This window comes from Glycomyces sp. NPDC046736, assembly GCF_040645615.1.
Classification (GTDB): Bacteria; Actinomycetota; Actinomycetes; order Mycobacteriales; family Micromonosporaceae; genus Glycomyces.
In genome coordinates this window covers 149,547-170,982 of record NZ_JBEYYO010000005.1, presented here as the reverse complement: position 1 = coordinate 170,982, position 21,436 = coordinate 149,547, and the positions used below count along the sequence as shown (strand labels likewise).

The window sequence follows — 21,436 nt, the reverse complement described above, 5'->3', positions numbered from 1 at the left end:
TCAGCCCGCCACGACTTCCCGAAGACGCGCACGAACACCTAGGATGGCAGCCATGGAACACCCACCGCAAGGCCGAGGCGGGATCGAGATCCGAACCGTCTACGGACCCGACGACACCCCCCAGGACCTGCCCGAGAAGCTCGGCGACCCCGGAGCCTTCCCCTACACGCGCGGCGTCCACCCCTCGATGTACGCCTCCCGGCCCTGGACGATGCGCCAGTACGCCGGCTTCGCGACCGCCGCCGAGTCCAACCGCCGCTACCGCGACCTCCTCGCCGCGGGCACCACCGGGCTCTCCGTCGCGTTCGACCTGCCCACCCAGATGGGCTACGACTCCGACGCCCCCGAAGCGCTCGGCGAGGTCGGCAAGGTCGGCGTCGCCATCGACTCCCTCGCCGACATGCGCACCCTCTTCGACGGGCTCCCCCTCGGCGAAGTCTCCACCTCCATGACCATCAACGCCCCCGCCGCCGTCCTCCTCCTGCTCTACCAGCTCGTCGCCGAAGAGCAAGGGGTCGACCCCGCGAAGCTGCGCGGCACCATCCAGAACGACATCCTCAAGGAATACATCGCCCGCGGCACCTACATCTTCCCGCCCGCGCCCAGCCTGCGCCTGGTCAGCGACACCTTCGCGTACTGCGCCGCCGAACTGCCGCAATGGAACACGATCTCCATCTCCGGCTACCACATGGCCGAGGCCGGGGCCACCCCCGCGCAAGAGCTCGCGTTCACCCTCGCCGACGGCATCGAATACGTCGAATGCGCCCTGGCCGCCGGGCTCGACATCGACGCCTTCGCGCCGCGCCTGTCGTTTTTCTTCGTGGCCCGCTCGACCCTGCTCACCGAGGTCGCCAAGTTCCGCGCCGCCCGGCGCCTGTGGGCCCACATCATGCGCGACCGCTTCGGCGCCAAGGACCCCCGCTCGATGAAGCTCCGCTTCCACACCCAGACCGCCGGAGTCGAGCTCACCGCCCAGCAGCCCGAGGTCAACCTCGCCCGCGTCACCGTCCAGGCCATCGCCGCCGTCCTCGGCGGCACCCAGTCGCTCCACACCAACGCCTACGACGAGGCCATCGCCCTGCCCACCGACACCTCCGCGCGCCTGGCCCTGCGCACCCAGCAGGTCATCGCCGCCGAGACCGATCTCACCGACACCGTCGACCCCTTCGCCGGGTCCTACGCCGTCGAAGCCCTCACCGACGCCGTCGAAGCCGAGGCCAGTGCCCTCATCGACGCGGTCTTCGCGCACGGCTCGGCGGTCGCCGCCATCGAAGCCGGATTCCAGAAGAGCGAGATCGAACGCAGCGCCTACGACACTGCCAAGCGCATCGACGCCGGAGAGCAGATCGTGGTCGGCGTCAACAAATACACGCTCAACGGCGACGAAGCGCCCTATCAACCGCTCAAAGTGGACCCCGCGATCGAGGCCGCGCAGGTCCAGCGGCTCGCCGCCCACCGCGCCGCCCGCGACGAAGCCGCCACCGCCGCCGCGCTCGAAGCCGTCCGCGTCGCCGCCCGCGGCACCGACAACGTCCTCTACCCGCTCAAGACCGCGCTCGCCGCGGGCGCGACCGTCGGCGAAGTGAGCGCCGCACTGGCCGCCGAATGGGGAAGGTACGTCCCCACCGACAACTGGTGACCGAATAGTCACCCAGAGGCGAAGCGCACAACGCGTCTGTCGCCGGAATCGACGATTCGCGAAAGACTGGCACGCGGACGCGCTCGAAAGCTCGGCGCGTCCGCGTCCTGTATGAAAAACCGGGATTGCGGCCGTAACTTATCGGCCCGGCAAGCGTTATGCATCATGACGGCGGGTTCGGCCGAAAGGCCGTGACCGGCCGTCGTGCAGCCGTGACCGCAAGGCCGCAGCCGCTCCCGCCGCCCTGGCGTCACGGCCCGTGAACGGCCCAGACGCCGATCCCGGGCCGAATTCCGGCCAACCCGGACCCCGGGCCTGGAACCCGCCGGGACACCGGCGGCGGGCGTCGCAAATCACGGCGCAGGCCGCAACGGAGTGCGATCGGATTAAGCTTGCCCAATCGCGCTCCAATGGCTTTGATCCTCGAACGCGAATTGCGAGGCGCGAAGGAATGTTTACGCTCACTGCGGAGAAAGTCGTCGAGATGGGTACCGCCACCAAGTCCAATGAGCCCGCCCCGCGCGCGATCGCGCCGCAGGAGTGTCTCGTGGTACCGGGCGCGCTGCCCGCCTTCGACTCCGCTGCACCGAACGCAGCTTCCGGCACCACCGCTACGGAGCAGGCCATGTCCCATTCGCTGCCCGACTTCCTCGACGCCTGGCTCGCCGCCCACGCCCCCGAGATCGTCGCGGTCCGCCGCCACATCCACGCGAACCCGCGCCTGTCGCGCCAAGAGCACGACACCGCCGACTACGTGGCCGCCCGCCTCGCCGAAGCCGGGCTCTCGCCCCAGCTCATCCCCGACGGCACCGGACTGACCTGCGACATCGGCACCGGCGACCGGGTCATCGCGATCCGCGCCGACATGGACGCCCTGCCCATCCACGACCCCAAGCAGGTCCCGTACCGCTCCACCGTCGACGGGGTCTGCCACGCGTGCGGCCACGACGCCCACACCGCGATGCTCCTGGGCGTCGGCCGCGTCCTGTCCGAACTCGAACGCGTCGAAGGCCTCCCGGGCCGCTTCCGCCTCATCTTCCAGCCCTCCGAAGAGCAGTTCCCCTCCGGCGCGCCCACCATGATCAAATACGGGGCGCTCACCGATGTGGCCGCGATCTTCGCCTTCCACTGCGACCCCCAGTTCCTCACCGGGCAGATCGGGGTCCGCACCGGCCCGCTCACGGCCGCGTGCGACGTCATGGAGGTCCGCATGACCGGCCGCGGCGGCCACACCTCCCGCCCGCACCTGACCTCCGACCTCGTCAACGCCATCGGCCGCGTCGTGGTCGACGTGCCCGCGCTGGTCAATCGCCGCCTCGACCCGCGCCAGTCGGTCGCGATCGTGTTCGGCGCCGTCCAGGCCGGTGAAGCGGCGAACGCGATCCCCCAGGAGGCCCTCGCCCGCGCCACCGTCCGCGTCCACGGCCGCGAGACCTGGGACATGATCCCCGACCTGGTCCAGGAGATCACCCGTTCGGTCGCCCGCGCCTCCGGCGTCGAATGCGAGATCGACTACCGCCGCGGCGTCCCGCCCGTGGTCAACGACCGCGCGGCCGCCGCCATGTTCGCCGGAGCCACCGCCGCCGCCCTCGGCGACGGCGCGGTCGCCGAGGCGCCCATGTCCATGGGCGGCGAGGACTTCGCCTACTATCTGGAGCAGATCCCCGGCGCGATGGCCCGCCTGGGCGTCGGTCGCCCCGGCGAGCGCCTGGACATCCACCAGGGCACCTTCGACATCGACGAGAAGGCCCTCGAACACGGCGTCCGCGTCATGACTCACACCGCGCTCGCCGCGGCCATGAACCCCGCGTTCTAAAGCGCCGCAACGCGAAGCACTGCAACGACAGCGGGACGAAGCCTCAGGCCTCGTCCCGCTGTCGAAAGCGATCGACCCGCGATCGCGCGCCTGCGGGTTCGATCGGCCGCGCTCGCTCGACGGCCGATGCGGCCGGGGCGTCAGTCGGCCGACCCGCTCACTCCGCCGTAGGCCGCTTTCGCAACGCCTCGACGTAATCCTGCGGCGCACCCGCGGCCTCGGCGGCCCGCACGATCTCGTCCAGGTACCACTGGCTCGGCAGACCGCCCTCGAAGCCCTCGAACACGTACAGCCACACCTGCCGGTTCGCCTCCAGCGTCGCGGCCTGGGTGTGCATCTTGCGGTACAGCCCCGAATTGAGGCCCTCCAGCTCGTCGAGCACCTGCCGGTCGGCCGGGTCGAGGTCGTACAGCGACACGAACACCCGCTCGCCCGGGGCCTCCACGACCGTCGCCACCGCCGACTCCGAACCCAGCTCGGCGTTGCCGAACGTCAGACGCCAGCCCTCCAGCCACCCCGTCCCCACCAGCGGGGATCGCGGGCAGGTCGCACGCATGCGTGCGGGGTCGAGATTCGAGCCATACGCGGCATAGAGATGCACGACTCGAAGATACCCTTAAACCAGCCCGCAAAGAAGCATCCCCAACTCCGAAAGGCGCGTCCGTGGCACGAGTAGCGATCATCGGCGGAGGCCCCGCCGGGTACGAAGCCGCCCTCGTGGCGGCCCAACTCGGCGCCGACGTCACCCTCATCGAGGCCACCGGGACCGGCGGCGCGTGCGTCCTGTCCGACTGCGTCCCCTCCAAGACCTTCATCGCCGCCTCGGCGGTCCTCACCGAGATCCACGAATCCTCCGAACTGGGCATCGGCACCAAGGAGGCCACCGCCGACGCGGCCTCGGTCAACGGCCGCGTCCGCCGCCTGGCCACCCAGCAGTCCGCCGACATCGCCCAGAAGCTCACCACCGCGGGCGTCGAGATCGTCTACGGCCGCGGCGCGCTCCGCGTCGACAAGAGCTACAACTACGTCCACGAACTCCACGTCGTGCCCTTCGAAGGCGAACCGTACGACACCGACGCCGACGTGGTCCTCCTCGCCACCGGCGCCACCCCCCGCACCCTCACCTCCGCGCCCGTCGACGGCGAGCGCATCCTCACCTGGCGCCAGCTCTACGACCTCAAGGAACTGCCCGAGCACCTCATCGTGGTCGGCTCCGGCGTCACCGGCGCCGAGTTCGCCTCGGCCTACCTGGCCATGGGTTCGGCCGTCACCCTCATCTCCTCGCGCGACCGCGTCATGCCCCACGAGGACGCCGAAGCCGCCGAGACCGTCGGCCGCGTGTTCGTCCGCCGCGGCATGGACGTGCGCAACCACTCCCGCGCCGCCGCCGCCCGCCGCACCGAGACCGGCGTCGAGGTCGAGCTCGAAGACGGCACCGTCATCGAAGGCAGCCACGCGCTCATCTGCGTCGGCTCCATCCCCAACTCCGACGACCTGGGCCTGCACGCCTACGGCGTCAACGTCGACGACCGCGGCTTCATCCCCGTCGACAAGGTCTCCCGCACCAACGTCCCCGGCGTCTACGCCGCAGGCGACGTCACCGGCGTCCACGCCCTGGCCTCGGTCGCGGCCATGCAGGGCCGCATCGCGATCTGGCACGCGCTCGGCGAGGCGGTGCGCCCCATCAAGCTCGCCCACGTGGCCGCGAACGTGTTCACTGACCCCGAGCTGGCCTCGGTCGGCGTGAGCCAGGACGACGTGGACTCGGGCAAAGTGGACTGCCGCGGCGTGCTGCTGCCGTTCGCGTCCAACCCGCGCGCCAAGATGGTCGACCGCACCGAGGGCTTCGTGAAGCTGTTCGCGTGGAACTCCTCGGGGATCGTCGCCGGGGGCATCGTGGTCGGCTCGCGCGCTTCGGAACTGATCACCCCGATCGCTCTGGCGGTGGAGCAGCGGCTCACCGTGGAGCAGGTGGCCCGCACGTTCACGATCTACCCGTCGCTGTCGGGCTCGGTGGCCGAGGCGGCCCGCCAGCTCATGGAGTACTAGACGACGCGAAACGGGCCCGGGGCTTTCGCCCCGGGCCCGTTCGTGTTTCGGCTTATTCGAAGGTCTCGACCCGCAGGTGCCGGATCAGGTGCACGTCGGTCGCGCCGCCGGTCGCCGAAGCGAACCCGATCTTGAACGTGTCGGGCGCGGCGAACGGCATGGTGGTCTCCAAGGCCCGCTGCCAGCCTTCGCCTTCGAGGAAGTTGAGGTCGACGGTGACGGTGGGGTGCTCGCCGTCGGTGACCTTGAGTTTGACGAGCCGTTTGGCGTCGGCGAGCGTCTCGGCGCGCAGGTCGCCGGGCAGTTCGGTCCCGTAGATGTCCCCGCCGCCGTATTCGCCGATCTTCTCGTCGGTGGCCGTGGTCGCCAGGAGGCAGTAGCCCTCGGTGCCCTGGCCGGGGCCGCGCAGGGCCACGGTGTCGGGCGCGCGGTTGAGCGCCACCTGGAGGTGCTCGGGGGCGCGGTGCTCGGCGTCGCAGCCGGTGCCGCGGCCCTCGGTGTCGGCCGAGAAGTTCCCCCACGCGTCCAGGCCGAGCCCGAGGTAGCCGCCGTCGACGCCGGGGGAGTCGCCGTGCTGGGCGTAGCCGAGGCTGCCGCCGACCGCGCCGGTCTCGGTCAGGTCGGTCTCGCCGTCGACGAGGAAGAACGAGATGCCGTCGGCGCCGGTGCCCCCGTACTGGTACTGCGCGAACGTGACCTCGATGCCGCCTTCGTTCGGCAGCGCCTGGTTGAGGATCGCCGCGCCGGAGCGGTACTCGCCGGCGTCGGTGAGCTGGAGGTAGCCGGGGGCCTTGCCGCTCTCGGGGACCGGGCCGACGTTCTGGTCGGCGCACGAGTCGAACGCGTTCGGGCCCAGCACTTCGGTGGCCGCGGTCAGGCACGCGCCAATCGAGATCGCGGCCTCGGGCACGTCGGACCCGTCGCTGGTCATGGGCGCGCTGAACAGCAGGACCTTCGTGGCCTCGGTCGCTTCGGACGCGGCGTGGGCGCCGCTGGTGGCCGGAAGTGCGGCGAGCGCCGCCGCGAGCAGCATCGAACCCGCGCCGAACTTGGCAGAACCTCTCACAGGTGCTCCTTCGATCCAGTGTCGCCGACCCCGCGCGAGGGCGGGGTCGGCTTGGCTTGCGGCCGAACGGCCGACTACTGAGCGAAGCTATATGAGAACTGTGAGTGATGAAACGGGTTCGGTCATTTGGACGGTCCACATCGGCGCGAGACGCGTTCAGGCGTCACGACGGCGCATCGACCACCAGCCTCCCGCCAGCGCCGTCGCCGTCCACAACCCCAGCAGCCCCACGCCCGTCCAAGCACCGTAATCGCGCCCGAACTGCGGATCGCCGGGGACGGTCAGCTGCATGACCACCTGCCCCACCTGATCGGGGAAGTACTGCACCACCGGCTGGATCGCCTCCAGGTTGCCCAGTCCCTGACCGGACAGGAACAGGACCGGCAGCAAGATCGCGAGCGTCCACACCGTACTGCGCGTCATCACCGTCACCGCCGCGGCGAACACGCACAGCAGCGTGATGCTGATCCATCCGCCCAGCAGCGCCTCGACCGTCGACCGCGCCGTCCACGACACGGCCTTGTCCGAGGCGATGCCCTGCACTACGGCGAACACCGCCAACTCGACCGGCAGCACGACGGCCGCCACGGCCGCGCCCACGGTCGTCATCTTCGCCGCGAAGAACCGCCCCCGTGAGGGCACCGCCGCCAGCGACGCCCGGATCGTGCCCGTCGAGAACTCCGAGCCCACCGCCGAGACCGCGAACGTCACCAGTAGCAGTTGCGCCACCAGCAACCCCATGAACGTCGACGCCACCGTCATGTTCGCATAGAACGACTGCTCCAGCGAACCCCCGATGAGCCACCCCAGGCCCAGCGCCAGCGCCGCGAACGCCCCCAAGGTGACCGCCGTCGACCGCACCGACCGCAGCTTCACCCACTCGGCCGAGGCCGCCTGCCCGAACCCGCTCACCGCACGCCCTCCGACCCGCTCTGATACTCCACCGACGCGCCGGTCAAGCGCATGAACGCCTCCTCCAGGCTCGCGCCCGAATGCGCGGCCACGAACCGCTCCATAGGCTCGTCCGCGAGCAGTCGGCCCCGGCCGATCACCACCAGATGCGCCGCCGTCAATGCCATCTCCGCCATGAGATGACTCGACACCAGCACCGTCCGGCCTTCGGCGGCCAACCCCTGCATCAGGCGCCGAATCCACACCACCCCTTCGGGATCGAGCCCGTTCACCGGCTCGTCCAGAATGAGCACCCCCGGATCGCCGAGCAGCGCCGCCGCCACCCCGAGCCGCTGCCGCATCCCCAGCGAGAACGTCTTCGCCCGCTTGCCCGCCGCCGAGGCCATCCCCGTCGCCTCCAGGACCTCCCCGACGCGCCGCTCACCGATCCCGTTGCTGCGCGCCAGCCACCGCAGATGCTCACCGGCCGTGCGGGTCGGATGCAGATCACCCGCCTCCAGCAGCGCGCCGACTTCGGTCAACGGCCGTCGCAGCGACGCGTACGGGCGTCCGTTCACCACCGCATTGCCGCTCGAGGGCCGATCCAGGCCCAGTATGAGCCGGATCGTCGTGGACTTCCCCGCCCCGTTGGGGCCGAGGAAACCGGTGACGCGCCCCGGCTCCACAGTGAAGGTCAGATCGTCGACGGCCGTGCCGCCCCGATACCACTTGGTCAGATTTCGCACTTCGATCACATTGCAACCGTAAGAATCCCGACCCCGGCGCGACAGTCCCCGAACGTCGCCCGGCTCCGCGACGAAAGTGAACGCCCCACCGCGGCCGGTCCTGCGTACCCTGACCGTATGAGAGGACTCCTGGCCGCGATCGCCATCGTGCTCGCCGAATTCGCGATCATCGCCGCCCTCCCCGCCGGCCCCGTCCCCGCGGGCATCCTCGCGCTCCTCGCCGCCGCCGTCGTGGCCGCGCTCTGGCAGCGCCACCGCAGCGCCGAACGCGAACGCGAAACCGCGGTCCAACGCGAACGCCTCCGCCTCGCCCGCGACATGCACGACCGCATCGGCCGTCGCCTCGGCCTCGCCGCCGTCCAAGCCGCCGCCCTCGAAGTCTCGGAAACCGACACCGAACGCCGCACCGACGCCCGCCGCATCGGCGACAGCCTCCGCGCCGCCGTCGACGACCTCCACGACCTCGTCACCGTCCTGCGCGGCGACAGCGACGATACCCCCCGATTCGACCAGGCCGCCGCCACCGCGCTCGCGGCGCAGTTCCTCGCCTCCGGCATCGCAGTCGACCTGCGCCACAAGGGCATCCCCGCCCCACTCCCGGCGGCGGGGGCGAGAGCGGCCTACGCCGTGCTGGAGGAGGGCATGGCGAACGCGGTCAAACACGCACCCGGCCGACCGGTCACCGCCACGGTGACCTGGGAAGACGACGCCCTGCTGGTAGCGGTGGAAAACCCGCTTTCAGGCCGCGCTCCCGAAACGACCCCGGGAGGCCACGGACTCACCGGCCTCCGCGAACGCGTCGACGCCGCCGGAGGACTCCTCGACTGCCGCATCGAGAACGGCCGATTCCGCCTGAGCGCCATGCTGCCCCGCGCCGCAGCCCTGCGCGAGGCGCCGCGCGCCTCCCGCCCGGTCCGCATAGCGGCCGTCGCCACCGTCACTGTGCTTCTGGCACTCCTGCCGCTGACCACGGTCGCGGGGGTGCAGCAGGTATGACCACGGTCGTGATCGCCGACGACGAACCGCTCATCGTCGCGGGAGTCCGCACCGTCCTGGAATCGGCCGGGATCGCCGTCGCCGCGACGGCGCACGACGGCCGCGACGCACTGGCGGCGGTCCTCGCGCACCGCCCCGAAGTGGCCCTCCTGGACTTGAACATGCCGGGCCTGGGCGGTCTGGACGTGGCCGAACGCCTGGCGGAGGCCTCGCCGAACACCCGCGCGCTGGTCCTGACCTCATTCGGCGACAGGGAGAACGTCCTCGCCGCGGTCGAGGGCGGCGCGGCCGGATTCGTCCTGAAGACCTGCGCTCCCGATGAACTGGTGACGGCCGTCCGCGCAGTGGCCGCGGGGGAGGCCTACCTCTCGCCCGCGGTGACCCGCACGGTCCTGGGCCTGGTCGCCCCCGAGTCACTGCCGCGCAGAAGGAACGCGACAGAGCGCCTCCGCCGCCTCGCCCCGCGCGAACGCGAAGTCCTCGACCTGGTGGCAGAGGGCCTCGCCAACGCCGAAGTCGCCGCGCGCCTCCACATGAGCGAGGCGACGGTCAAGACCTACGTCAGTCGCATCCTCGCCAAACTCGAATGCGCCAACCGAGTCCAAGCCGCTCTCCTGGCCAGGGACGCGGGCGCCTGAACGCGTTCCGGGCGTCCGCCGACAGGCGGACGCCCGGGTTTCGCTTGCGGCGTTACCAGCTGCTGGGGACCGGTGCGCCCTCGGTGTACCCGGCGGCGGACTGGATGCCCACGGCGGCCCGCTCGTGGAACTCCTCCAGCGTGGTCGCCCCCGCGTACGTCGCGGCCGAGCGGATGCCGGCCACGATCGAGTCGAGGAGGTCCTCCACGCCGGGGCGCTTCGGGTCGAGGTACATGCGGCCGGTGGAGATGCCCTCCTCGAACAGGGCCTTGCGGGCCTGCTCGAACGAGGAGTCCGAGGCGCTGCGGGCCTTGACCGCGCGCGCCGAGGCCATCCCGAACGACTCCTTGTACGGCCTGCCGTCGGCGTCGTAGTGCATGTCGCCGGGCGACTCGTGCGTCCCGGCGAACCAGGACCCGATCATGACGTTCGAGGCCCCCGCGGCGAGCGCGAGCGCGACGTCCCTGGGGTGGCGCACCCCGCCGTCGGCCCACACGCGCTTGCCCAGGTGGCGGGCGATCTTCGCGCATTCGAGGACCGCGGAGAACTGGGGGCGGCCCACGCCGGTCATCATCCGGGTCGTGCACATCGCGCCCGGGCCCACCCCGACCTTGACGATGTCGGCGCCGGCGTTGATGAGGTCGGTCGCGCCTTCGGCGGTGACCACGTTGCCCGCGGCGATCGGGAGGTCGGGGGCGGCGTCGCGCACGAGCTTGAGCGCGTCGAGCATCTTCTCCTGGTGGCCGTGCGCGGTGTCGACCACGATCACGTCGGCCCCGGCCTCGACCAGCGCGGCGGCCTTGCCGGTGACGTCGCCGTTGATGCCGATCGCCACGGCCACGCGGAGCTTGCCGCCCGAGTCGGTGTTGGGCCGGTAGATGGTGTTGCGCAGCGCCCCGGCGCGGGTGAGCACGCCGTGGAGGCGGCCCTCGGCGTCGAGCACGGGCGCGAGCTTGACCTTGGCGTCTTCGAGGACCTTGAACGCCTCGGCGTCGGAGATCCCCAGCGGGAGGGTCACGAGCCGGTCGGAGGCGACCTGTTCGAGCTGCGTGAACCGGTCCACGCCGCGGCAGTCGGCCTCGGTGACCACCCCGAGCGGGCGGTGCTCGGAGTCGGTGACGATGACCGCGCCGTGGGCCCGCTTGGGGAACAGCGCGATCGCCTCGGCCACGGTCGCCGTCGGCGGCAGGGTCAGCGCCGCGTCGCAGTCCAGGGGCCGGGACTTGACGCGGGCGATCACGTCGGCCACCACGTCCACGGGGATGTCCTGCGGGATCACCGCGAGGGCGCCGCGGCGCGCGAGCGTCTCGGCCATGCGCCTGCCCGACACGGCGGTCATGTTCGCCGCGATGATCGGGATCGAGTTCCCGGTGCCGTCCCCGGTCGACAGGTCGACGTCGAGGCGCGAGGCCACCGAGGAGCGGTTCGGGACCATGAACACGTCCGAATAGGTCAGGTCGTGTCCGGGTTGTCCGTCGATGAAGCGCATGGCAGTCCCCCTGTCAGGAGCGGTCGGGAGCGCGGCGGCGAAAACCGCCGCCGGGAACCCTAACCCCTTTTCGGTCGGCAACAGCAGTGCTTGTGGTGTTACGCACAGCATTGACCATTGTCCCTCGCCGAAGGCGCGGTTGTAAGTCCGCGATCCGACAGAATCGCAGGCGTCAGTCGGTGATCTGGCAGATCGGGGCACCGGCGGCGACCACGTCGCCGATCGCGACCTCCAGGCCCGACACGGTCCCCGACTTGTGCGCCGCGAGCGGCTGCTCCATCTTCATGGCCTCCAGGACCACGATGGTGTCGCCCTTGACCACGGTCTGGCCGTCGGCGACCGCGACCTTCACGATCGTGCCCTGCATCGGCGAAGGCAGGCCGTCCCCGCCGATCGCGGGCCCGGCGTCTGCCTTCTTCTTGGTGCCGCGCTTCTTCGGCTTGCTGGAGGCGACCGGGTTCAAAAGCCCCGCGGGAATCGACACCTCAAGGCGCTTCCCGGCGACCTCGACCACGAGGTTCGTCCGCTCTTCGCTCTCGCCGTCGATCCCGGCGGCCGCGTCGTACGGCTCCAGGGTGTTGTCCCACTCGGTCTCGATCCAGCGCGTGTGCACCGTGAAGTCCTCGGCGAACGCGGGGTCGGCGACCACGGCCCGGTGGAACGGCAGCACCGTCGCCAGGCCCTCGACCCCCATCTCCGCCAGAGCGCGCCGTGAGCGCCGCAGCGCCTCCTCGCGGGTCGAGCCGGTCACGATCACCTTCGCCAAGAGCGAGTCGAAGTTCCCGTCGATGACGGTCCCCTCCTCGATCCCGGTGTCCACCCGGACCCCCGGGCCCGCCGGGAGGCGCAGCTTCGTGACCGCGCCCGGCGCGGGCAGGAACCCGCGGCCCGGGTCCTCGCCGTTGATGCGGAACTCGATCGAGTGCCCGCGCGGCTCCGGGTCTTCGGCGATCGGCACTTCCTCGCCCGAGGCGATCCGGAACTGCTCCCGCACCAGGTCCAGCCCGCTGGTCTCCTCCGAGACCGGGTGCTCCACCTGGAGACGCGTGTTCACCTCGAGGAACGAGATCGTCCCGTCCACGGCCACGAGGAACTCGACGGTCCCCGCCCCGTGGTAGTCCGACTCCTTGCAGATCGCCTTGGCGGCGTTGTGGATCACGGCGCGCTGCTCGTCGGTCAGGAACGGCGCGGGCGCCTCCTCGACGAGCTTCTGGTGGCGGCGCTGCAACGAGCAGTCGCGGGTGCCGACCACGATCACGTTCCCGTGCGTGTCGGCCAGGACCTGCGCCTCGACGTGCCGCGGGCGGTCGAGATATCGCTCCACGAAGCACTCGCCGCGCCCGAACGCCGCCTCGGCCTCGCGCACCGCCGACTCGAACAGGTCGGGGATCTCCTCGCGGGTGCGCGCCACCTTCAGGCCGCGCCCCCCGCCGCCGAACGCGGCCTTGATGGCCACCGGCAGGCCGTGCTCGTCGGCGAACGCCAGGATCTCCGAGGCGTCCTTCACCGGGTCCTTCGTGCCCGGCACCAGCGGCACGTTCGCCTTCATCGCCAGATGCCGCGCCGTGACCTTGTCGCCCAGGTCGCGGATCGACTGCGGGGTCGGACCGATCCAGGTCAGCCCCGCGTCGATCACCGCCTGCGCGAACTCCGCGTTCTCCGAGAGGAACCCGTACCCGGGGTGGACCGCGTCGGCCTCGGACCGCTCGGCGACCCGCAGCAGTTTGTCGATCCGCAGGTAGGTGTCGGCCGCCGTGAGCCCGTCCAGCGCGAACGCCTCATCGGCCAGCAGGGTATGCGGAGCGTCGCGGTCGCCGTCGGCGTAGACGGCGACGGACTCGTACCCGGCGTCACGGCAGGCCCGGATGACTCTGACTGCGATCTCGCCACGGTTGGCGATCAAAACCTTGCGCACGTTCCGCAGTGTAGTGGCCCGGTAGGCGGACTGGAGGGGACGGCGAACCTCGGGCCCCGGACGAAGCGGCATATACCGCTCAAAATTTAGATGGTCTCCACAAGACCCGTTGTCGTTTTTTTCGCATGATCTATTAAACGATCGTTCAGGAGGCCCATCTCACTCGAACGCCTCGCGCCACACCGCAGACTCCCGCGCGAACCGCTCGCTCGCGATCGCCTCACGCCACGCCGCCGACGCCTCCGCGTCCGGATCCGGCCCGATCACCAGGTCCCCGGACTCGATCCGCCCCGCGGTCTCCTCGCACCACTCCGCGTCCGCGTTCCACAAATCCGTCTGCCGCTTGAGCAGGGCCCTCGCGTGCGCGGGCATGAACGCCGCCTCGGCCTCGACCGCGTCCGGCGACGTGGCCGCCAGCATCATCGTCACCGCCTCGACCCGCTGATACAAGGTCTCGGTCCGCTGCCGCAGCATCGCCACGTTCTCGGCCGGGGTCAGCACCGAGGCGAAGGACCACGCGGTGTGGAACGGGTCGTCGGCCGAGGCCACCTCCCACAGCCGCTCGCGCAGCGTGCGTTGGAACTCCGCCTCGCCCGCGGCGGTGATGCGGTACGTGGTGCGCGCGGGCCGGTCGTCCACCGACTCGGTGGCCACGACCTCGATCAGCCCGTCGGCCGCGAGGCGCTTGAGCGCGTGGTAGATCGAGCCCGCGCCGACCTCGGTCGCGCCGGGCATCTTCCACGAGTCGATCTCGCGGCGCACCAGGTAGCCGTGGACGGGACCCAGCCACCGGATCAGGCCGAGGACGATCAGACGCGTGCTCCACATGCCGCAATATTACCCCTTTGACTATTCCACCCAAGGCGTATATACCTGCTTGTGGGCTAGAGCTCGGCCCGTATATAGTCAAACTTGAACAAGGAAATCGGTCGCGTTCCGCACCCAGCACCGGCGGGAGCGGCCCGAACCCACCGCGAGGTACGTACCCATGCTCATCGAGACCAAGGGACTGAAGAAGACCTTCAAGTCCCGCGGCAAGACCGTCGAGGCCGTCCGCGGCGTCGACCTCGCCGTGAAGGAAGGGGAGATCTTCGGACTCCTCGGCCCCAACGGCGCCGGCAAGACCACCACGATGCGGATGCTCTCCACCCTCATCGAACCCACCGAGGGCGCCGCCACCGTGTGCGGCCACGACCTCGCCAAGCAGCCCGCCGCGGTGCGCCGCGACATCGGCTACGTCGGCCAGTCCGGCGGCACCTGGGGCGAGGTCACCGCCCGCGAGGAACTGATCATGCAGGGCCGCCTCTACGACATGTCGAAGAAGCGCGCCGCCGAACGCGCCGCCGAGGTCCTGGAGGCCTTCCAGCTCGCCGAGTACGCCGATCGCAACGTCAAGACCTACTCAGGCGGCCAGAAGCGCCGCCTCGACATCGCGCTCGGCATCATGCACCAGCCCAAGCTGCTGTTCCTCGACGAACCCACCACCGGCCTCGACCCCCAGTCGCGCGCCCACATGTGGGACGAGGTCCGCTCCCTGCGCGAACGGGGCACCGCGGTCTTCCTGACCACCCACTACCTCGACGAGGCCGACGCCCTGTGCGACCGGCTCGCCATCATCGACCACGGCGAGATCGTCGCCGAGGGCACGCCGCTCGACCTCAAGAAGGACGTCGCCGGCGACGTGGTCGCCATCGGCATCGGCGGCAGCGCCACCGAAGCACTCGGCCTCTTGGGCGACAAGGACTTCGTGCGCGAGATCGAAGCGGGCGAGCCCGACCCGGCCACCGGGATCAGCGTCCTGCGCATGTACGTCGACGACGGCGCCTCGGCCCTGCCCGAGCTCCTGCGCACCCTCGACGGCAAGGACATCGCCCCGGCCTCCATCGAGCTGCACCGGCCCAGCCTCGACGACGTGTTCCTGAAGCAGACCGGCCGGTCGCTGCGAGAGGAGAAGTAACGGTGAAGATCTTCCGCGACACCTGGCTCGTGTACTCCCGGGCCATGAAGCTCAACATCAAGCAGCCGGTCTGGCTGATCGTGATGCTCGTGCAGCCGATCTACTTCCTGTTCCTGTTCGCGCCGCTCCTGGAGCCGATGGACGGCATGCCCGGCTTCGAGAACGGCGCGATGGAGACCTTCGTGCCCGGCCTGATCATCATGATGGCGCTCTTCGGTTCGGCGTTCGTGGGCTTCGGCCTCATCGCCGAGCTGCGCGAAGGGGTCATCGAACGCATGCGGGTGACCCCGGTCAGCCGCACCGCGCTCATGCTCGGGCGCACCCTCGCCACGGTCACCACCACGGTGTTCCAGTCGCTCGCGCTGGTGCTCTTGGCCGCGGCCACCGGCAAGCTCGACGTGTACTGGCCCGGCGTGGGTCTGATGCTGCTCATCGTGATGCTCACCGCGTTCATGCTCGCGGCGGTCTCGCTCGGGCTCGCGATCGTGCTCAAGAGCGAGGACGCGATGGCGCCCACGATCAACACGCTCGTGCAGCCGATCATGCTCATCTCCGGCATCATGCTGCCGATGGTCATGGCCCCCACGTGGCTCCAGAACGTCGCCGACTTTAATCCGTTCTACTACGCGGTGCAGGCCTCGCGAGAACTGTTCGCAGGCAACGTGGACAACCATTTCGTGTGGCAGGCCCCGGTGATCCTCGGCGCGCTCACGATCCTGCTCGTATGGTGGGCGACCCGAAAGTTCGCCCGCGCCGTGTCTTAGACCTCCAAGGAAACCCGTATGCGGCGGGGCCCCGGGCGCGAAGCGCCCGGGGCCCCGCCGTTCCTCGCCGAAGATTCAGATGACGGCGTGGTAGTCGAGTTCGTAGACACTGGCGTCGAGCACCATTTCGGTGACTTCGACGCAGCGGTCCTCGCGGTCGTACGCCATGCGGGTGATGGCGATGACGGGTGTGCCACCGAGCAGTTCAAACGCTTCGGTCTCGGTCGGCACGGGCATCCGCGCCCGCAACCGCTCAGTGAACCGGACCGGGGCATGGCCGATCTCGTCGAGTCGCGAGTACACCCCGCCGGGGCCGGTGTCGGTGTAGACGATCGGAGTCGAGCGCACCAGGTCGAGCAGGTAGAACGAGTCGGCCAGCTGCACCGGCCGCTCATCGACGGCGAACCGGCGGGACCGGCGCAGCACCGGCGCGCCGGTGTCGATCGAGAGTTCCGCCGCGACGGCCTCGCTCGCGGGCACCTCGCCGACGGCCACCTCCACCATCCGGGCTCGCTTGCCGGTGTCGGCATCCTGGATCGCCCGGCCCTCGCGCCATGCGACCAACCGAGAGGGGAACGAGCGCCGGATCGGCTCGAAGGTCCGGACGAAGCTGCCCGATCCCGGCTTGGTGATGATGAACCCGGTCTCGCGCAGCTGCGCGAGCACCCGAGCGGCGGTGCCGCGGTCGATGCCGAACTCATTGCCGATCGCAGTGGCGCTCGGGATACGCTGCCCCGGGCCGTAGGTGCCATCGAGGATTCGCCGGCGCAGCGCTTCGGCGGCGGTCGCCGCCGCAGAGCCCTGCTTGCCTTGCATGTCGATTGCTCCTCCTCGCACGATGACGCCTCAGCCTACCCAGACGGACGCTGATGGGTGCCAGGCGAGAATGCTTACGGGGAGAAGAACATCGGGGAGATGTGGGAGGACGAGTTACATGCTCCGCTTCAGCCTCCCCGCGGGCCTGAGCTTCCGCGAGGCCGACACCTTGGCGCATTGCATAGTCGCCGACATCGCCGACCGCTATGCGGGTGCAGCGGCTTGCGGCAGTCTCGGTCGTGAGTTCGACGGCTCCGCGTTCGCGCTTCTGAGTCGCAAACCCGGCTCGACCATCAGCGGTGCGACCAGCTTCGCGGAGCTACGCGCGATCCAGGATCGAGCGCGAGAGATCTAAGGCACCGCTGCGCGTCAGCGTGGCGCTGCCTCATCTTCTCGTCTCGGGTCCTCTTTCGGTTGACATTTTTCTTAACGACGGTAAGAACGGCAGGTTCCTGTCGGACCCCCGCGGAAGACTTGACATGGGGATGCCCCCCTGGGAGGGCGGGGGTCTGCGCGGTCCGGTTTTCAGAGGGTTTCGACGCCGTCGGTCCCGCGCAGCGCGCCCCGCGTGTCCAGCACCGGCACCCCCGCCGGGAGCGCCTCGGGCCGGTACTCCGCGTGATGCGTCAGCAGCACGATCAGATCCGCCTTCGCCGTCGCCAGATCCGCGACCCGCTCGACCTCGTTCCCCGCCACCGACCACGACGGCACATGCGGATCGTGGTAGGCAAGCTCCGCGCCCGCCTCGGCCAGCTTGCGCGCCACCGGAGTCGAAGGCGACTCCCGCTGATCGGCGATGTCCGGCTTGTACGTCACGCCCAGCAGCAGCACCCGCGCGCGCGACAGCGCGAGGCCGTTCGCGTTCAATTTCGCCATCGCCCGCGACACCACGTAATCGGGCATCCGGTTGTTGATCTCCTGTGCCAACTCCACGAACCGGAACGGATACCCGAGCGTGCGCACCTTATAAGACAGATAATTCGGGTCGATCGGAATGCAGTGCCCACCCACGCCCGGCCCCGGATAGAACGCCTGATACCCGAACGGCTTCGTCTTCGCCAACCCGATCGCGTCCCACAAGTCCACGCCCAGCTCCCGGCAGAACACCGCCATCTCGTTCACCAAAGCGATGTTGACGTGCCGGTACGTGTTCTCCAGCAGCTTCGCCATCTCCGCCTCGCGAGTGCCCTTCGCCTCCACGATCGTGTCAATGAACCGCGCGTACAACGCCTTCGCCGCAGCGGTGCACTCCGGCGTGAGACCGCCGACCACCTTGGGCGTGTTGACGATCCCGTACACCGGGTTCCCCGGGTCCACCCGCTCGGGCGAGAACGCCAGATGGAAGTCGACCCCCGGCACCAGCCCCGACTCCTCCTGCAGGATCGGCGCCACGACCTCCTCGGTCGTCCCCGGATACGTCGTCGACTCCAGCACCACCAAGGCCCCGCGCCGCAAGTGCGCGCCCGCGGACCTCGCCGCCCCGATCACCGCCGCCAGATCCGGCCCGCCCGCCTCGCCCAGCGGCGTCGGCACGCAGATCACGATCGCCTTCGCGCGCGCCTGCACCGCCGCGTCGGCGCTGGCGGTGTACCCGCCGCGGACCATCGCGCCCAGCTCGGCATCGGAGATGTCGTCGATGTGGCTGACGCCGGCATTGAGCGCGTCCACCACCCGCTGCGAACGGTCGAGGCCGACCACCTTGAGGCCCTTGGCGGTCGCGGCCTGGGCCAGCGGCAGACCCACATAGCCCTGCCCGACGACGACCAGGTCGATCGGGGATGCGTGCTCGGCAGTTGCCACAGTAGAGTCCTTTGCGATTCGGCAGGGGTGTCGGTTCCTCGCAATCGAGATTACCAATGACGAACTGTAATCCTCTGACCAGGGCAAACGTAGTCTCCCGTTCGATATCCATTCAACTTGCGGACATATTCAATCCAGCTCGCGGTCAGATCGCGAATCTGTTCACCCGTTGATCGACAAGAGTTCACCAGTCTCGCAAAAGGGCGCCGCCCACTCCGATCGGCACCGCCGCGGTCCCGAATTGGGTTGTTCACATGCGAATACAATGCCTTCGCGGCGTGACCGGGGCCCTATTCGCCGGACGGTGCGGTTGCCTCTCTGGGGCTACCATCAATGCATGCCCAGTTTGAGCATCGTCATCCCCGTCTACCAGGCCGAGGCCTACCTGGCGGGGTGCCTCGAGACGATCGTGCCCGGCGGCGGCGACCGCCTGGAGATCGTGGTCGTCGACGACTGCTCGCCCGACGGCTCTCGCGCCCTCGCCGAACGCTTCGCCGAAGGCGACGAGCGCATCCGCGTCGTCTCCACCCCCGTCAACGCCGGCTCCGGCCCCGCCCGCAACTTCGGGCTGACCCAGGCCACCGGCGACTACGTGTGGTTCGTGGACGCCGACGACGAACTCAAGCCCGGCGCGGTCGACCATGTCCTCGCCGCCGTCGCGGGCCCCGACAAGCCCGACGTGGTGCTCGTCCAGCACGAGAAGGTTCGCTCCTTCGGCGCTTCCGACCGAGAGGTCGTCGAGATCGGCGAGCTCCCCGAACTGGCCGCGACCTGCCCGGTCGACCCGGCCGGGTTCACCCTCGCCGAGTGGCCGCAGATCGTCGACTACACCCACACCCCGTGGACGAAGGTCTCCCGCCGTGAGTTCCTCACCGGCATCGACCTCGACTTCCCCGCCGGCTGGTACACCGACATCCCCTGGACCTACGGACTGCTGCGCCGCGCCGAGCTGATCGCCGTGGTCACCGAATGCTGCTACCAGTGGCGCCAGCGGGCCGGGTCCTCCATCACCCGCACCCGCGACGGCCGCCACTTCGACGTGTTCACCCAGTGGCAGCGCACCTGGGACGACTTCGAGGACGTCGAGGACGCCGGGATCCGCGTCGCCTTGTTCAACCACATGGTCTGGCACCTGCTGGTCGTCATCGGCAACACCGAGCGCGTCGACCCGCGCAAGCGCCGTGAGTTCTTCCGCCGCACCTCAGAGCTCTACCGCCGCTACCACCCCGGCCCCGACGCGTGGAAGCCCGCCGACGGCGTGGCAGGGCTCAAACAGCGGCTCCTCGCCGCCCGCGCCTACATGGGCTACGAGGCCCTGCGGCAGGTCTACAAGCTCGCGAAGCGACTCAGCCGCACCAGGACCGAACCGGCCCGCCCGGCCGGGTCAGCGTCCCAGGAGACGCCGGACCAGGGCTTTGCCCCGCTTCGGACCGACTCCCGCGTCTCCCGGTCCTGAACGCGGCGTCTCGGGGTCGAACTCGACTCGCCTGAACCGCTCCCCGAACGCTTCGGTGAGCGGTCCGGAAGCGACCCGGGCACTGCCCCACACCGCCTCGATCGAAGCGCCCACGTGCGCCGCGCGCGCCGCGGCGGCCTTGCGCTCCAAGCGGATCGAGCCTTCAGGCAGGGCCACTTCGATCTCGCCGAGGCGGAACTCGTTGGCGTAGCCCACCAGAGACGCCACCGCGTCCGGGCCCGGCGTCGCGTCGGCGGGCATCGTGATCCGGTAGGGCACTCGCCGGTCGACTTCGATCGCGGCCTGAAAGCGCACGCGCGGCTCGCCCGCGAACGACTCCATGAGCAGTCGCGCATCGAGATCGGGGTCGTCAAGGGGCGCATGGCGTTCGGTGAGCGGCTCGGGCCAGTCGCCGAGGAGCGTGACCCGGATGTCCGGCGCGGAGCCGCACAGGATCGCGTCCACACAGGACTCGACAACGATTGCGTCCCGCGGTCCGACGTGGATCACCACGTCGGCCAGCGGAGTCTCCCAGCCGCGAGAGGCCCTGGGGCGCTTGAGGTCGAGTTCGGGGACGCGCGCGGCGATACGCGGTCGCCGGTAGCGTTTCGCGAGCTCCCCGCGGGAGGCGATCTGGCGCGGGCCCAGGTGCCAAGCCGAGGAGCGGTCGTCGGGGACGAACACCGCCCCGGCCTGGTGGAGCCGGTAGCCGAAGATCGTGTCCGAGCCCAGCAGCACGTCGGCGTCCATGCCGCCCGCGGCCTCGAACAGCCTGCGCGGCACCGAGAACGAGGCACCGACGAGCACCCGGAACGCCCGATGGTCGGCCTCGCGCAGCCCCGCGGTCGAGCCGATGATCTTCTCGATCCATTGGCCCTCACCGGTTTCGAACAACTCGGCGGCCTTTCCCGAACGCACCGCGTCGAACACGGCCACCGGGTCGAGGTCGCCTTCCGCGTATTCCACGAACCGCTTGTGCCCCAGCACGGCCAGGTAGTCGGCCTTGTGGTGCCAGCGCAACTGCGAGGCCACGTGGTCGTCGAACAGGAGCATGTCGGAGTCCAGGCGCAGGATCACCTCGCCATCGCTCTGGGCCGCACCGGAGTTGGTGGCGTGCGCGGAGGACCAGCCGCCGGGCAGCGGCGACACGAGCCGGGTCTGGCTGGGCCGGATCTCGGGCAGTCGCAGCGGCGGCCGCGTGCCGTCGTCGACGACCACGACTTCGAGCAGGTGGCCCGGGTAGGTCTGCGCCGCAAGGGAAGCGAGCGTCGCGTCCAGTTTGTCCTGGTGGCCGTGGGCGGGGATGACCACGCTGACGCTCAGGTGCGCCTCGGGGTCGTCGATGCGGAACAGTGGGCCGTAGTCGTTGCCGCGCAGGACCGGTGCTGGCTCGTTCAC

Annotated in this window: 19 protein-coding genes; 9 read left to right on the top strand and 10 right to left on the bottom strand. The window is 70.0% G+C overall.

What is annotated here, in order from left to right; genetic code table 11:
* The first annotated feature begins 52 nt into the window (after nt 1–52).
* Entirely contained in the window at nt 53–1,639 is a 1,587-nt protein-coding gene (locus AB0B28_RS07710) for a methylmalonyl-CoA mutase family protein (RefSeq protein WP_360118223.1), read from the top strand.
* A 484-nt stretch (nt 1,640–2,123) separates the two neighbouring features.
* Nucleotides 2,124–3,455 (top strand): amidohydrolase, encoded by a 1,332-nt coding sequence (locus tag AB0B28_RS07705; RefSeq protein ID WP_360118220.1) that lies wholly within the window; start codon nt 2,124–2,126, stop codon nt 3,453–3,455.
* A gap of 157 nt (nt 3,456–3,612) precedes the next feature.
* On the opposite strand, the gene AB0B28_RS07700 is transcribed toward AB0B28_RS07705, so the two are convergent.
* Nucleotides 3,613–4,056, bottom strand: a complete 444-nt coding sequence (locus tag AB0B28_RS07700; protein WP_360118217.1) for a gamma-glutamylcyclotransferase family protein — start codon at nt 4,054–4,056, stop codon at nt 3,613–3,615.
* Here AB0B28_RS07700 and AB0B28_RS07695 point away from each other — a divergent pair.
* Complete coding sequence (locus tag AB0B28_RS07695) at nt 4,014–5,504, top strand: NAD(P)H-quinone dehydrogenase (protein ID WP_360118214.1); 1,491 nt, start codon at nt 4,014–4,016, stop codon at nt 5,502–5,504. The genes AB0B28_RS07700 and AB0B28_RS07695 overlap by 43 nt on opposite strands.
* Before the next feature lie 52 nt (nt 5,505–5,556).
* Here AB0B28_RS07695 and AB0B28_RS07690 read toward each other — a convergent pair whose 3' ends face one another.
* From AB0B28_RS07690 to AB0B28_RS07680, 3 genes are all read right to left on the bottom strand, one after another.
* A complete protein-coding gene (locus AB0B28_RS07690; protein WP_360118211.1) occupies nt 5,557–6,570 on the bottom strand; it encodes a hypothetical protein in 1,014 nt (337 codons plus the stop codon).
* Nucleotides 6,571–6,726: 156 nt separating this feature from the next.
* Complete coding sequence (locus AB0B28_RS07685; RefSeq protein WP_360118208.1) at nt 6,727–7,482, bottom strand: ABC transporter permease; 756 nt, start codon at nt 7,480–7,482, stop codon at nt 6,727–6,729.
* A complete protein-coding gene (locus AB0B28_RS07680) occupies nt 7,479–8,216 on the bottom strand; it encodes an ATP-binding cassette domain-containing protein (RefSeq protein ID WP_360118205.1) in 738 nt (245 codons plus the stop codon). The genes AB0B28_RS07685 and AB0B28_RS07680 overlap by 4 nt, the downstream gene beginning before the upstream one ends.
* Before the next feature lie 108 nt (nt 8,217–8,324).
* On the opposite strand from AB0B28_RS07680, the gene AB0B28_RS07675 reads away from it, so the two are divergent.
* Together AB0B28_RS07675 and AB0B28_RS07670 are read left to right on the top strand one after the other, a co-directional pair.
* A complete protein-coding gene (locus AB0B28_RS07675; protein ID WP_360118202.1) occupies nt 8,325–9,203 on the top strand; it encodes a histidine kinase in 879 nt (292 codons plus the stop codon).
* Entirely contained in the window at nt 9,200–9,841 is a 642-nt protein-coding gene (locus AB0B28_RS07670) for a response regulator transcription factor (RefSeq protein WP_360118199.1), read from the top strand. Before AB0B28_RS07675 ends, AB0B28_RS07670 begins: the two co-directional genes overlap by 4 nt.
* Nucleotides 9,842–9,893: 52 nt before the next feature.
* On the opposite strand, the gene AB0B28_RS07665 is transcribed toward AB0B28_RS07670, so the two are convergent.
* From AB0B28_RS07665 to AB0B28_RS07655, 3 genes are all read right to left on the bottom strand, one after another.
* Entirely contained in the window at nt 9,894–11,330 is a 1,437-nt protein-coding gene (locus tag AB0B28_RS07665) for a GuaB1 family IMP dehydrogenase-related protein (protein WP_360118196.1), read from the bottom strand.
* Between the two features lie 172 nt (nt 11,331–11,502).
* Nucleotides 11,503–13,245 (bottom strand): biotin carboxylase N-terminal domain-containing protein, encoded by a 1,743-nt coding sequence (locus tag AB0B28_RS07660; RefSeq protein WP_360118193.1) that lies wholly within the window; start codon nt 13,243–13,245, stop codon nt 11,503–11,505.
* A 159-nt stretch (nt 13,246–13,404) separates the two neighbouring features.
* Nucleotides 13,405–14,073: a PadR family transcriptional regulator gene (locus AB0B28_RS07655; protein WP_360118190.1), complete on the bottom strand. Its 669-nt coding sequence runs from the start codon at nt 14,071–14,073 to the stop codon at nt 13,405–13,407.
* Nucleotides 14,074–14,233: 160 nt separating this feature from the next.
* Here AB0B28_RS07655 and AB0B28_RS07650 point away from each other — a divergent pair, with 160 nt between their 5' ends.
* Nucleotides 14,234–15,202, top strand: a complete 969-nt coding sequence (locus AB0B28_RS07650) for an ATP-binding cassette domain-containing protein (protein ID WP_360118187.1) — start codon at nt 14,234–14,236, stop codon at nt 15,200–15,202.
* A 2-nt stretch (nt 15,203–15,204) separates the two neighbouring features.
* Nucleotides 15,205–15,966 carry an ABC transporter permease gene (locus tag AB0B28_RS07645; protein ID WP_360118184.1) on the top strand — a complete coding sequence of 254 codons (762 nt, stop codon included), beginning with the start codon at nt 15,205–15,207 and terminating at the stop codon, nt 15,964–15,966.
* A 75-nt stretch (nt 15,967–16,041) separates the two neighbouring features.
* On the opposite strand, the gene AB0B28_RS07640 is transcribed toward AB0B28_RS07645, so the two are convergent.
* Nucleotides 16,042–16,782, bottom strand: a complete 741-nt coding sequence (locus AB0B28_RS07640; protein ID WP_360118181.1) for a GntR family transcriptional regulator — start codon at nt 16,780–16,782, stop codon at nt 16,042–16,044.
* Nucleotides 16,783–16,900: 118 nt separating this feature from the next.
* On the opposite strand from AB0B28_RS07640, the gene AB0B28_RS07635 reads away from it, so the two are divergent.
* Nucleotides 16,901–17,137 (top strand): hypothetical protein, encoded by a 237-nt coding sequence (locus tag AB0B28_RS07635; protein WP_360118178.1) that lies wholly within the window; start codon nt 16,901–16,903, stop codon nt 17,135–17,137.
* A gap of 170 nt (nt 17,138–17,307) precedes the next feature.
* On the opposite strand, the gene AB0B28_RS07630 is transcribed toward AB0B28_RS07635, so the two are convergent.
* Nucleotides 17,308–18,582 carry a nucleotide sugar dehydrogenase gene (locus AB0B28_RS07630; RefSeq protein ID WP_360118175.1) on the bottom strand — a complete coding sequence of 425 codons (1,275 nt, stop codon included), beginning with the start codon at nt 18,580–18,582 and terminating at the stop codon, nt 17,308–17,310.
* Between the two features lie 337 nt (nt 18,583–18,919).
* Between AB0B28_RS07630 and AB0B28_RS07625 the strand changes: the two genes are divergently transcribed.
* Nucleotides 18,920–20,038, top strand: coding sequence for a glycosyltransferase family 2 protein (locus AB0B28_RS07625; RefSeq protein WP_360118172.1), 1,119 nt, complete (start codon nt 18,920–18,922; stop codon nt 20,036–20,038).
* Here AB0B28_RS07625 and AB0B28_RS07620 read toward each other — a convergent pair.
* On the bottom strand, nt 19,967–21,436 hold the full coding sequence (locus AB0B28_RS07620) for a glycosyltransferase (protein ID WP_360118169.1): 1,470 nt from the start codon (nt 21,434–21,436) through the stop codon (nt 19,967–19,969). The genes AB0B28_RS07625 and AB0B28_RS07620 overlap by 72 nt on opposite strands.

Excerpts from the sequence above, each read along its gene's own strand:
- AB0B28_RS07655 (WP_360118190.1), bottom strand. The coding sequence starts at position 14,073 with ATGTGGAGCACGCGTCTGATCGTCCTCGGCCTGATCCGGTGGCTGGGT.
- AB0B28_RS07705 (WP_360118220.1), top strand. The coding sequence starts at position 2,124 with ATGGGTACCGCCACCAAGTCCAATGAGCCCGCCCCGCGCGCGATCGCG.
- AB0B28_RS07675 (WP_360118202.1), top strand. The coding sequence starts at position 8,325 with ATGAGAGGACTCCTGGCCGCGATCGCCATCGTGCTCGCCGAATTCGCG.
- AB0B28_RS07635 (WP_360118178.1), top strand. The coding sequence starts at position 16,901 with ATGCTCCGCTTCAGCCTCCCCGCGGGCCTGAGCTTCCGCGAGGCCGAC.
- AB0B28_RS07665 (WP_360118196.1), bottom strand. The coding sequence starts at position 11,330 with ATGCGCTTCATCGACGGACAACCCGGACACGACCTGACCTATTCGGAC.
- AB0B28_RS07710 (WP_360118223.1), top strand. The coding sequence starts at position 53 with ATGGAACACCCACCGCAAGGCCGAGGCGGGATCGAGATCCGAACCGTC.
- AB0B28_RS07625 (WP_360118172.1), top strand. The coding sequence starts at position 18,920 with ATGCCCAGTTTGAGCATCGTCATCCCCGTCTACCAGGCCGAGGCCTAC.
- AB0B28_RS07650 (WP_360118187.1), top strand. The coding sequence starts at position 14,234 with ATGCTCATCGAGACCAAGGGACTGAAGAAGACCTTCAAGTCCCGCGGC.
- AB0B28_RS07640 (WP_360118181.1), bottom strand. The coding sequence starts at position 16,782 with ATGCAAGGCAAGCAGGGCTCTGCGGCGGCGACCGCCGCCGAAGCGCTG.
- AB0B28_RS07670 (WP_360118199.1), top strand. The coding sequence starts at position 9,200 with ATGACCACGGTCGTGATCGCCGACGACGAACCGCTCATCGTCGCGGGA.